Origin of the sequence: Gimesia chilikensis (assembly GCF_007744075.1) — a bacterium.
Lineage (GTDB): Bacteria > Planctomycetota > Planctomycetia > Planctomycetales > Planctomycetaceae > Gimesia > Gimesia chilikensis_A.
Window position 1 is genome coordinate 4,379,826 of the sequence record NZ_CP036266.1, and the last position, 11,777, is coordinate 4,391,602.

The 11,777-nt window shown below is 52.3% G+C and carries 8 protein-coding genes; 2 read left to right on the forward strand and 6 right to left on the reverse strand.

Going from position 1 to position 11,777, the window contains the following annotated elements:
* Positions 1 to 314: 314 nt before the first annotated feature.
* The 5 genes from HG66A1_RS16435 to HG66A1_RS16455 form a co-directional block, all read right to left on the reverse strand.
* Positions 315 to 2,276, reverse strand: a complete 1,962-nt coding sequence (locus HG66A1_RS16435) for a protein kinase domain-containing protein (RefSeq protein ID WP_145186140.1) — start codon at positions 2,274 to 2,276, stop codon at positions 315 to 317.
* Positions 2,257 to 3,063, reverse strand: a complete 807-nt coding sequence (locus HG66A1_RS16440; RefSeq protein WP_145186143.1) for a PP2C family serine/threonine-protein phosphatase — start codon at positions 3,061 to 3,063, stop codon at positions 2,257 to 2,259. The genes HG66A1_RS16435 and HG66A1_RS16440 overlap by 20 nt, the downstream gene beginning before the upstream one ends.
* Entirely contained in the window at positions 3,045 to 3,743 is a 699-nt protein-coding gene (locus HG66A1_RS16445; RefSeq protein ID WP_145193810.1) for a VWA domain-containing protein, read from the reverse strand. The genes HG66A1_RS16440 and HG66A1_RS16445 overlap by 19 nt, the downstream gene beginning before the upstream one ends.
* Positions 3,744 to 3,932: 189 nt before the next feature.
* Complete coding sequence (locus HG66A1_RS16450; protein ID WP_145186146.1) at positions 3,933 to 4,469, reverse strand: hypothetical protein; 537 nt, start codon at positions 4,467 to 4,469, stop codon at positions 3,933 to 3,935.
* 252 nt (positions 4,470 to 4,721) lie between these two features.
* Positions 4,722 to 7,142 carry a fatty acid cis/trans isomerase gene (locus HG66A1_RS16455; RefSeq protein ID WP_145186149.1) on the reverse strand — a complete coding sequence of 807 codons (2,421 nt, stop codon included), beginning with the start codon at positions 7,140 to 7,142 and terminating at the stop codon, positions 4,722 to 4,724.
* Positions 7,143 to 7,792: 650 nt separating this feature from the next.
* Here HG66A1_RS16455 and HG66A1_RS16460 point away from each other — a divergent pair.
* Both HG66A1_RS16460 and HG66A1_RS16465 read left to right on the forward strand, forming a co-directional pair.
* Positions 7,793 to 9,265, forward strand: coding sequence for an aldehyde dehydrogenase family protein (locus tag HG66A1_RS16460; protein ID WP_145186152.1), 1,473 nt, complete (start codon positions 7,793 to 7,795; stop codon positions 9,263 to 9,265).
* A 354-nt stretch (positions 9,266 to 9,619) separates the two neighbouring features.
* Positions 9,620 to 10,996: a sialidase family protein gene (locus HG66A1_RS16465; RefSeq protein ID WP_145186155.1), complete on the forward strand. Its 1,377-nt coding sequence runs from the start codon at positions 9,620 to 9,622 to the stop codon at positions 10,994 to 10,996.
* Between the two features lie 230 nt (positions 10,997 to 11,226).
* On the opposite strand, the gene HG66A1_RS16470 is transcribed toward HG66A1_RS16465, so the two are convergent.
* Positions 11,227 to 11,499 (reverse strand): hypothetical protein, encoded by a 273-nt coding sequence (locus tag HG66A1_RS16470; protein WP_145186157.1) that lies wholly within the window; start codon positions 11,497 to 11,499, stop codon positions 11,227 to 11,229.
* Between the last annotated feature and the right edge of the window lie 278 nt (positions 11,500 to 11,777).

Sequence of the window (11,777 nt, forward strand, 5' to 3'; positions counted from 1 at the left end):
GGAGAGTATTCTGAGGCGTCGTTGATGGATTTCTGTCCGGTAATGTGCCGCCGGAGGTAATCGTGATTTATTCTAGGGATCACGTGATAATCAATCCAGTGTGCTGGTGGTACACGTTAGTGTTGAGAACCAGCGATTTCTGAGGTATATGATTTCTGTCGATTGCCTGCTCGCTGCTGGCTTCCCCGTTAAAATGTACCCCTTAATCATACTCACACAGTTAGGTAGTGCGACAGGTGGTGCACGGGGGCCAATGTTATGTTCTGTCCCCCTGGTGGAGCATTGACCGTTTTTTTGACTGAAAGAGTGGGTAGTTACGCATCGATCAGCGAGTCCAAATCGATTTGTGCCTGCGCGACGGCCAATTCGAATTTACCTAACTGACTGCGCAACTGGTTCATTTCCTCTTCCGTCTCTCTGCAGATCTGTCTGAGATCATTGGGTCCGGCTTCCAAAAACATCTGTAATTGAATCCGTTTCTGCAGATATTTGAGATTCAACGCCTGCACAATGGAATCGGGGGCTCCCTTTTTTACATCGAATCGAAACTGCGACTCTGTAAACGCGCGCCAGCCGAGTAATTCACTGGTCTTTACAGGTCCAATTCCCGGGACAGCCATCACCCGGTCGTAGGTGATATCCCCGGCAGTCTCAATTCCATAGGACTCAAGTGTCATTAACAGGGAAGGACCGATCCCGGGAATCTTCGCCTGACTGAGAAAGCAATGCTCGAGGTATTCGTCCAGTTGCCTGTCTCTGGCATGAGATTGAAGCTGATGATATTCGCGTTCGCAGGCAGAATTAAGATTTTCATATTGTGCTTTGGCCTGCCTGAGTTGCTCCAGTTTCTCTTGAAAGATCTTGCGCTGCTCATGGCCCACCTGCGAAATATCCCGCACTACCAGTTTCAGTTTTCCTTTACAGTCAGCCAGCTTCCGTTTTTGGCTGCGAATCAGCTTTCGTCGCGGGCTCTGCATCCAGAGAATGGTCCACCAGACAGAAAATACCAGGAGGATGGGAATTGAAAACAACGCGAGACGGGGTATCAGAATTCCCAGAAGCGACAATACCGCGGCGCCGAGCCCGATTAAGGCGATGGTATTATGCAGACCTTTCATCGACCGGACTTCCTCGGGAACGGGACGTGGCGTCAGGGAACCGGTGCGTGGTGGGGCCAGTTTGAATTCAGCATTTTCTGGAGCTTTCACCAGGCTGATTTCAAACCACACTTTTTTCAGATCAAATTTTACGCTACGTGCTTCTGTGGCTTTGATGGAAACGGAGATGAAAAAGTTAGGGCCTCCCTGACTGATAATCCGACACCAGGGACAAGTATGCCCACCCAGATGAAAATGCCCTGCATCACGACTGCATTTGGTAATTTCCGTTTCCAGTTTCTGGAGAACCGTTCCCCACTGTTCTGCCGTTGGCCGCTGCAATCCCCTTCCGGGTGCGGCGAATGCCATTTCGAACAGCTTTGCGAGCTCAGCAGGGACATCGTCGAGAGTCAACGAATTGGGTGGTGGTGACATCTCGTAGCGGGCAGCACGGCTGCCATAGGCAAATCGATTTTCTTTGATCGCTTTTTCCAACGGCATGTCACCTGCACCGCTGAATCTGCCAGAAAACGGATGTCTTCCCATGAATAACAGATGAAAGATCATGACTGCCAGACCGAAATTGTCATGATTGCTCGTTCTCAACAGCTCGTATGAGTCGAGCTCCGGGGGAGTGAAATGTGCGACACCCACCTGGCATTTATAGGTGGTCTCATTACCGCTGATCTGAAATGAATCGCAATCAATCAGGTTCACAGTGGCGTTTTTTGAGACCAGGATATTCCCCTGGTTGACGTCACCAATCACGATATTTTTCGAATGAAACGAATCAAAGACAGCAGCACAGTTGCGGGCTGTCCTGACCAGAAACCGCCAGTCTGATGTTGGAAAATTAAATTTACGGCGTGCAGGACTATAGAGCTCGTGAATTTCAGTCGGGTTATCAATGCGGGGTAAAATCAGGCCCCGGGTCGGCCCTCCTACTCGATCATGCAGGGTGGCAAGCGGCCAGGCGGCGATCTTCTGTAAAGAATCGTCACCCAGTTCGAGCATCAACGCCAGTTTATTCTCTTTTTCAAGATCGACTGGATTGTGATAGATTTTGGCAACATGCCTGGGGCTGCCGGCAAGTTCGTATACGGCCCCTTCCCCACCTCTGCCAATTTCATTATCAATGACGACATGTCGTCCCCGATGATCAAAGAACTGGCTCTTCATTGTTCAGCCGTGTTGCAAGGACTAATGTTTTATCATCATCCGTTCGTTCATTGATATTTTTTGAATTTAAAAATGACCGCAGTGGATCAAAGAATTCATCGCCGGTTTCGCTGCTCCTCAATGCGTTTAACATGGGAACAACAGCAGGCTCATGGACGAATTGTTTCTCAAAATTTAATACCAGTCGTTCGAGCCCATCCGTAAAGGCAGCGAATTCATCGATCTGTTTCGTGATAATTTTCCATTCCACCTGTTCCTGATATTTCTCTGACGTCAGGAAATTCGTCATATTAATATACTCACCGGAGTGCGGCCAGAAAGCATATTGAAACTGTTCTGCTTCCTTATAGATCATGGCGCCGTCACCAATCTGGATAAACAATGCGCATTGGGGAGTAATGATGCACCCCAGAAAAGTTGAGGCCATCTGACTGAGCTCGGTTTGAAGCTGATCAGCTTCATTCAGCATCTCACTACGAATCTGTTCCAGCCAGTTGAGAATGATTTCCTGGGACACCTCTTCGATCGTATGCTGCTCATTCAGATAAGACTGACCGAGTTTAACAAACTCGTCACAGACGATACGCGCCCCTTCCGCGGAGTGAGTTGAACTGCCTGCCCCATCAGCACAGACCGCAATCAGGATCTCCTCTTCGGCAACCTGGTGTTTTACCACCCGCGAACAGTCCTGGCAGGGCTGGTTGTTCCTTTCGTGCGACGTGCCCTGAACAGAATCAAACACCACTTTCCAGCGCAACTGATTTCCGGTCATACAATTGACGCCCATCCATCAGGTGTTGTTGGATTGTCGAGCGGAACTTCATCGCCGGGAGTCGAACGGGACACGGACTGCTGTGAGCTGGATAACCATAAAAACAGATCCCGAAATCGCAGTCCTTTGAGTTTCAATGGTTCGCGGGGAGAGAATTTTTGCAGCGTCCCGAAATCTGCCCCTTCTACTCCGACGCAGAACATGGAAAATGATTTTGCCTTGTCACCAGCAACTGCGCGGCCGGCAGCCGCTTCCCAGTCAGGATCATTCGGTGCGCCATCTGTAATCAGAAAGATCCAGGGACGATAGTAGGAAATCCCGGCATTCTTGTATTCCTGCTTTCTGACTTCCAGGGAATCGATTGCCTGGTTGATGGCCTGTCCCATATAGGTCATGCCATTGGCTTCCAGTACTGGAGGGTAAAATCCGTCTGCGGTTGTGAACGGCACAGGAGTTTTGACTTCAGAACCGAAAGTAATGATAGAGACTTCAACTCGCTTTGAAGCGAGTGTATCGGCGCTCAATTCATCTTTATAACAAATCAGTCCATCATTCAATTGCTGAATCGGTGCGCCTGCCATGGAACTGGAAACATCCAATACCAGAATACACGGGACACGGGGTTCAGGATTCTCAGCAAAATCATTTGTGCCAAAGCCTGTTTCCTCATTAAGTATATTTTCACCAAAAGGCATTTGATCCATGATTTTCTCCCGTGTTGGATGGAAGCAAGATATTAAGCGTAACTGAAAACGAGTGAAGACGCGTATTGGACGGGTACTGCAACTACAGAGAATCTTTCTGTAATTGAAAGACAACCATTTAGTACACTAAAATGCTAACCCAAACCGAAAACACTATCCACTATTACACCACGGTTATTGTCATGAATCAAATGATTTGTAACCCGCACAAAAAGGAGGGACGGACCTGCTGTTTCTATCAGATCCTGTAGGAGTGGCTTTCATTTTGCGAAGATCGAACGCTTGCATGCCCTGCAGGTGCTTCATTCCTTCGTCTGTGATGTCGGGATTTCTCTGCGCAAACAGTTTTTTGAGCTTTGTCAGACCTGCGAGATGAGCCAGACCGGCGTCATCGATGTTAGCGCCGTCAGCGATATTCAGCGAGATAAGTGAATTCAGATTACCGATATTTGTGAGGCCGCCATTGGTGACTTTCGCACTTTCCAAATCGAGAGTCAGTAATTTGGTTAAGTTCTCCAGGTGATTCACTCCGTCTCCCGAAATTTTCGTTTTGGGTAGACTGAGAGTATGCAGCAGAGGGAATCCGCCGAAATACTGCAGTGCGGAATCGCTGATGGAATTCGCATCCAGACAAAGCGATTCGAGTTTTTGCAGATGAGCCAGTAGAGGCCAGCTCCTCCGCGGAAAGCACACCGCTATCGTCGAGTTGAGTTGCAAACTGTTCCAGAGTCATCGTCATGGCGGGTAGACTGGTCTATCTTCGAAGTGAACAGATGATTTGAGCATATTGGGTGATCAGTGTAAATTTAATCAATTTCTGAGAGATCACAAGCTCATATTCTGCGAAGAAACGAGTTACAGGATAAATATTTAGATCACGGAGACAGATTCCTGAATGCTGAGTTATCTGGTGGAGGAGAAACACTTTTTACTGGTGGTAGCATCTGACATGAATTGCTGCCGGGGCTCCTAGTATCTGGAGTCGAGGAGCATGTAGTATTTGAGGTCGAAATAGCCGGCGTCGGGCTGGCGGTTCTGGAAATTCCAGTCGGTCAACCAGTCGAGCAGGGGCCAGAAAGTGGCCGAGTTGCGGAGGGTGCCGAATTTGTTTTTCCAGGCGATCCATTCCGCAGTCGTACTGACAGCATTGAGTTCCGTGAGAAACGCGGAGGCGTCTTCGATTTTCAGATCGACGATCAGATTGGGGAAGTCTCCCACGAGACCGTGGTAGGCGCTCATCGTATCCAGTTCGGGTTGCCGGGCGCCGTTTTCATCGAAGACGACATTGTTGAAGGCATACGACCGGTTCGCGACCAGCGAGTAGACGCGGTGCTCTTCCCCTTTGGTCAGGCGGATGAAAGTGTTGCTGGGTAGAAACGGAGTGAACTTGAGTTGCGTGCGCATGGTGAGGGTGGAGAGCGCGGCCTCCCAGCCGTCGAAGTCGTTCACGGGGTCGGTCAGTTTGACGTCCGGTTTGTTTCCGGTGTTAAGCAGGTCGCGTGGGCCGCTGACTGCTTCTGTGAACTGACGTTGGATCTGGCTGAGCACACCGGAAATGGGGTCGGTGCCTTCTACTTCGAGTCCCTCGCCCACATTTTCGCCTGGGAATGGCATGCGGAAGAGAAGTTCCTGTCCGATGCCGCGGGTCCAGAGGTCGCGGTATTTCTTCCGCGCGTCGACCGGCAGCAGACGGAGAAAGTTGTCTTCGAATTCCTGCCGCAATCGGCTCATGAATTCCCAGGTATCGAGCTTCTGAGCGACGCTGCCATAGTATTCGTAGTTAACGACCAGGGAGTAGTACAGGCGTTCGAAGCCGCTGTAGTCGATCAGCCAGAAGGTGGGCGGAATGCCCCCCTGTCGTCCGCGGAGTACGGTCGCATTGGTTTCATTGCGGAGGATGGTGAGCCAGGCGTTCGAGTTCTGCTGATTCCCGTCCCAGACATCGTATATCTCATAACCGGTCGGCTTGTATTGATCGAGGACCTTGAAATAGGCGTCGTTATAGACGGCGTTCCCTTCGAGGCCGTAGTTCATGAAGTCTTCCCAGGACTGCAGACCGAGTTCCGGCTTGATAACCGAGGGATCATGTTCAGGGTCGACAAAGAAGACCCAGAAATTGTCTTTGATGGCGTAGGTTGCCAGGTTTCCCACACAGACGGGTCCGCGAATCATGCCGCTGACGATCAGGTGTGAATTCTCCACGAGAAACTGCGCCCGTGATCGGGCAGGAATCGCCTGGAAGACTTCAAAGGGGTTGTGGCTGCTGTAGCCGGGCTCCAGGCTTTTACCGGCGACCGGTTCGACCTGAAAGAAGAGCTCATCGAGGTGTTTCAGTTTGGCGTCGCTGAGCTGCCAGACGAAGAGTGACTTCTGAACCCGCGATTCGGTCACTTTTTTCAGCCGGTAATAGAGTTTGTCGACGCCCGGGAGGTATGGATTATTATAAGGTCGGGCCGTCTTGATTTCGTGCACCGGACTGGCGGTGACCACCTGCTTGCCATCGGCATCGGTTTTGACCTGGATCGGCGGTGTCGTGGAACGGACGAGGCGAAAGTATTCACCCGGGGATTCCTCGAAGTGTAATGTCGCGAGGAAAGCATGCTCGAAGATAAAGCGGCTGACCAGCGGGGAGATTGGTGCTTGTTGATTGAGAAAGGCTTCCCAGCGGGCGATGACTTCCGGCTGTTTCAGTTGCTGGACCTGGGCCATGACCTCGGCTGTGGGTCCGGGGGAACCGGCGGAAATCCATTCAGAAAAGCGCTGATTCTCGTCCGCAGTCAGGGCGGGCATTCCGAAAGGCATCCCTGCGGTAGGGCGTTGTTGCAGATAGGTGTCGATGCCCTGCTCGCACGGACAAAGGTGTTTGTTGACGGAATGGTAGATCGGTTCGAGTGGCTGCAGTTCGAAGGGGGGCTGGTTATGTTCGGTGCCGGCGACCAGCATGCGGAACAGGATGCTCTTCGCGGGGCGTTCTTCGGGAGGCCCCTGCTGTTCGACGACATTGCAGAACCCCTGCTCCCGCCAGGCAGCCACGGAAGGCTGGTCGAAGAGTCGGACCGGTTTTTCCGCGAACAGGTGCGTGGCATCGGGATTGACTTTGCGGGCACCACGGAGCAGTCCTTCGTAACAGGTAAGCTTGAGCAGGCAGGGTGAGTCGAGACAACCATGACAGACAATGCAGCGACGGTTGAAAATCGGTTGTATTTTGTCGAGATAGTAACTGCCGGCGAGCTCGGAGCCGGTGGTCTCCGGATACGTAGTGGGCTCTAGAACGAAAGGTTGCCAGTCAGCCTGTTCGCTTGCCTGCTGCCAGACAATGCCTCCGACAATCGCTCCGGCGGCCAGAAGAAAGAGCAGTACCCCAGCCGAATAGCGAACCCTGTTCTTCAATGCTCTATCCTCGCTTCATCTTGAATTAGATTTCCGGTCCATGTATTCTTTTCATCCGGCCCAAAATTGAAGATAGGCGTGGGGAAATAAGGTGTCAAGCCATGGGTGTGGGTTAAGTTACGTCTGATGCAGTGTCAGGATGCTCGCTCTCTGTTGTCTGAGTGCCCTGAGACTTCCTGCTCGCTCCACTCGGCCCGAATTACATTCGAGCCCACTCTTGGTTTTTTCTGAACCTTTGCTTTCCCTGTATGAACTGTGTCTGTATCTCGCCAGGCGGGCGGGCACACAGGCGCGGCCCCTACTTTTATCTCAATTGGGTGCCGTCTATTGTTCTGTCAGGTTTCGGCTTGTTATGATGGGGAAGTCCCCGTGGGATGGCATCGTCGCTGGTTGTGAAAGCGCAGCGTCGATTCGCCAAGCGCCTCGTTTGTTGATTGTTGCCTTCTGTTTGAAATTGATCTGGTCTACCGCACAGCGGGAATTCCGGGTTGCTCGCCCTGCCCCGCCTGTCAGTCCATACCAGCCAGGAAGATCGTTTCCTGTCTGGTGTCGAATCACCTTGCGGTTTCTTCTTTGAACCAGCCCCTGCAGATTGTCACTTTCAACAAACGACTTAAAGAATTGATTACTAAAGTTAAGGAACAGAGAGTATGCCAGCCTGGCCAGAAAAAATGTTTATTGATGGAAAATGGGTCGACGGTCATTCCAGCACGAGTTGGACAATTACCAACCCGGCGACACGGGAACCGCTGGCGGAGATTGCCATGGCGGATGCGAGCGACGTCGATCTGGCTGTGACTGCAGCTCGACGTGCGTTTGACGAAGGCGAATGGCGGCGGATGGATGGCCTGGAGCGCGGGCGACTGCTGTTCAAGCTGGCCGAACGGGTGCGGGAATCGGCGGAAGACCTGGCGATGACCGATACGCTCAACATCGGCAAGCCAATTCGGGATACGCTCGGGTTCGATATTCCCTGCGGTGCGGACATGCTGGAAAGCTACGCCGGTCTGCCAGACAAAATTGCCGGCCACTCCTTTGGCGGTCTGGCCGACAACGTAACCATGCAGTTTCGTGAGCCGATGGGGGTGATCGCGGCGATTGTCCCCTGGAATTATCCGTTGACCAACGCGGCGATCAAGCTGGCCCCGATTCTCGCCTGTGGCAATACGGTTGTGCTGAAGCCCTCTGAAGTCTCTCCCCTGTCGGCGTTGATGCTGGCGAAGCTGGCGGAAGAAGTCGGCTTTCCACCCGGCGTGATCAATGTGATTCACGGAACGGGGGCAGAAGCAGGTGCTGCTCTCGTAAAACATCCCGGGATCAACAAAATCGCTTTCACGGGTCGTCACGAAACCGGTGCCCAGTTGATGGAAGCTGCCAAAGAGGGCATGAAAGGGGTGCTGCTGGAACTGGGTGGCAAGACGCCGAGCGTGGTCTTCCCCGATGCTCCGCTGGATCACGTTGTGAACGGCGTGATCACCGGTATTTTCTGTCACCTGGGACAGATCTGCGTGGCCGGTTCCCGTTTGCTGGTGCATGAGAGCCAGCACGATGAACTGCTGGAACGAATCATTGCCAAAGCCCAGAGTCTGCGGCAGGGAGATCCAACCGATCCGGAAATGCATCTGGGTTGTCTGGCGACGCCCACGCACTGCGACTTCGTACGCAGCCGCGTCGAACAGGCGAAACAGGAAGGGGCCCGCATGGTTTTGTCGGGTGAGATATCAGATGATCCGCTGGACTGCTTCTTCCCGCCCACCATTTTCGACCAGGTCTCTCCGGACATGGCGGTGGCGAAGGAAGAAGTCTTTGGACCGGTCTTAAGCGTGATGACCTTCAAGACCGAGGAAGAAGCGATTCGGATTGCCAACGATTCCGACTTTGGTCTGATGGCCAATATCTGGTCGACCGACGGCACAAGGGCACTGCGGGTCGCACGCGAACTGCAGGCCGGCCGGATTTCCATCAATGGCGGCGGCTACCTGCGACCGAACGTGCCGATCTATGGATATAAGAAGAGCGGGTTTGGCGCAGAGCTGGGCTTCATCGAAGCGGCGCATGAACTCTGCAATTCCAAATCGGTGATTTACTCCCTGGCGACTGAGAAATCTCCGTGGCCTGAGTAAACGAACGATTCACTGAGAATGTAGCAGGGGCAGGATGCACATAGAGTGTGTCCTGCCCTTTTTTCGTCTGCTTCCCTGTAGATGGCCCCCATTCTCAGGATGATCGTTTTCTCTGTCAGTTTCCTGCTCGCTGCGCTCGGCCCGAATTTTATTCGGGCACACCCGCTGAATCGTGTTCTAGAGCTGATGGGCACTGTCGGGCAAGCCGACAGATGGCACCCGATAAGCGTTTATTAAATCGTAGACTGGCTTGTGACTGTAGGCACTCCCCATTCTGCATTAGTTGTTTGTGCCCTGGTGTGAGTGTAGGATGGGGCTGAACCCGTTTCGAGTCCAGCTATATTGAGAATCCCTATGCGCTATATCTTTCGTTCCTTTTTATTCCTGATTGCCTGCACGAGCTACGCAGCCGCCCAGGAGAAAACAGAGTCTCCACTCAAATTGACAATGGGGGAGCCGCATGTGATTGTGCGGGGGATTCGGCCGGAGGAACAGCTTTGGGGGCCGTATCAGTTTCCGCGGCCCTATCGGTTGAAAGACCGGTATGTGGTTTCTGTGCATGTGAAAAATGACGACATCAGTAACTACGGCTCAACGGCACTCTGGTTTGAAAGCCGCGATAAGGGTAAAACCTGGCAAGAGGTTGATGCATCGGTGGCGCAGGAGTGCGGTCTGTTGCTGGCGAACGGCGACCGGGTTTACATGCCGCCGGAATCGGGTGTGGATGTAAGCGAGTACAAGCAGATCCCCTGGAACAAATACACGCCCGCCTATGATTTTTCAAAGCAGGCAAAGGAAGGGACGCTGCCGATCCCGGATGGGATGACCTTCTGGATGGGGGGCACGACGATCAATGCCTATAACGCAGATCGCCTGCCGCCAAGTCTGTCTAAAAAGGAATGGACGCTATATCGCATCCCCGCGGGTCAAACACAGCCGGTACTGGAACAGGCCGGGGTGGACTGGCCTTACCTGACGCGGGTGGTTCATGTCAGCCGTAGCGGGAAGAAGGTCTTGAAGTCGATCTTTCCGCGGGGGAATCCGAAGCTGGGGCCGGACGGGGCGATCTGGGTGAGCGTGTTTTCGGGAGAGGGGCATCTGAATCCGGAAAATGGTCAATACAGCCCTTACTACTCGGCGGAGCTCTTTCGTTCCGAGGACAATGGGAAAACGTTTCAGCGACGGTCGCATCTGGAATATGAAGCCAACGGCCACGAGTTCCCCTATAAGAGTGGCGGATTCAGCGACAGCGATTTTGAGTTTATGCCGGACGGCTCGATTGTCTGGTTCCTGCGGTCGACCTGGTATTCTTCGACCGGCAAGGAATGGGACCCGATGTATATGACGCGTTCGACCGATATGGGGCGGACCTGGTCGAAACCGATCAAGTTCGACCGGGTTGGGATTCTGCCGCGATTGTGTCGACTGGAGAACGGCATGACGCTGCTGTGTTATGCCCGTCCCGGAACATTCGTGCGAGCCGCTCTCAACGACAGTGGCACCAAGTGGACCGAACCTTTGGTGGTAATGACGCCCGGTGATCGAAGCGGGCTGGCTAATAAGCCGGTGGCAGAGCCGACCTTTCATGACTGGGACGGTTCCTGTAATAATCCGGAGATTGTCCCCTTGGATGATAACAGTGCCCTGCTCTTCTACAGCGATTTTTACTATCCGGATGAGAATGGTGTGAAACGGAAGACGATTCTGTGCCGGAAGATTACGGTGGAGTGAACGGGTACAGGCTGTTTTGATCTACTGATAACTGTAGTTTCAAGGCAAACCTGCAGTTCCACAGATGCATCACTTACTCTGTGATGATAGTGTCCTCTGTCAGTTTCCTGCTCGCTGCGCTCGGCCCGAATTTTATTCGGGCCCACCCTGAGACGTGCTTTCATTTCCCATTGGTGTGTTTCATTGCTGATGCTACTCGCCAGGCGGGCGGACACGCAGGTCCGCCCCTACTATTCTATTAACACAGTTTCTTCACAAGCTATGTCCTGCTTCTGGTGTTCTTGTTTTTCCTGCTTCGAAATGTAACAGGATAGCAATACGGATGTGGCGATCATTCCCAGCACTGACAGCATCAACTTCAGGTACATGGGCCAGGGATAGATGGGGACCGTAAAAGCTTTTTCACTTGCGTCATAATATTTCAGATCAAAGGCCAGCAGCACTACCAACATACTTTGTGGAACCACCAGCATTAACATCATCAACTTATTCTGCAGTTTCATCTTTTCATTCCTGACGGGAAACGGAGATCGGCTTCTGTGTGGCTGATGGATTTAGCGCTGTTATTGTTGATTCGATTTTACCTGCCCCTCAGAAATGAAAAAAGCACTTTTCCATTTTTCCGCATTTTTTCAGACTCGAAATCGCTGTCGGCCCCTGTCATCAGACACTGATCTCTTATTTCGTTTTGTATCCGCGGGCGATCTGATAGAAAATATTGAATTCATCGGATTCCGTTGTCACAGTCATTCGTAGAATGTGTCTAATAGTCGGGGACCTC

What these genes read in the sequence shown, in the direction of transcription:
- HG66A1_RS16435 (WP_145186140.1), bottom strand. Translation starts at nt 2,276, where the DNA reads ATGAAGAGCCAGTTCTTTGATCATCGGGGACGACATGTCGTCATTGAT.
- HG66A1_RS16440 (WP_145186143.1), bottom strand. Translation starts at nt 3,063, where the DNA reads ATGGGCGTCAATTGTATGACCGGAAATCAGTTGCGCTGGAAAGTGGTG.
- HG66A1_RS16445 (WP_145193810.1), bottom strand. Translation starts at nt 3,743, where the DNA reads ATGCCTTTTGGTGAAAATATACTTAATGAGGAAACAGGCTTTGGCACA.
- HG66A1_RS16460 (WP_145186152.1), top strand. Translation starts at nt 7,793, where the DNA reads ATGCCAGCCTGGCCAGAAAAAATGTTTATTGATGGAAAATGGGTCGAC.
- HG66A1_RS16465 (WP_145186155.1), top strand. Translation starts at nt 9,620, where the DNA reads ATGCGCTATATCTTTCGTTCCTTTTTATTCCTGATTGCCTGCACGAGC.
- HG66A1_RS16470 (WP_145186157.1), bottom strand. Translation starts at nt 11,499, where the DNA reads ATGAAACTGCAGAATAAGTTGATGATGTTAATGCTGGTGGTTCCACAA.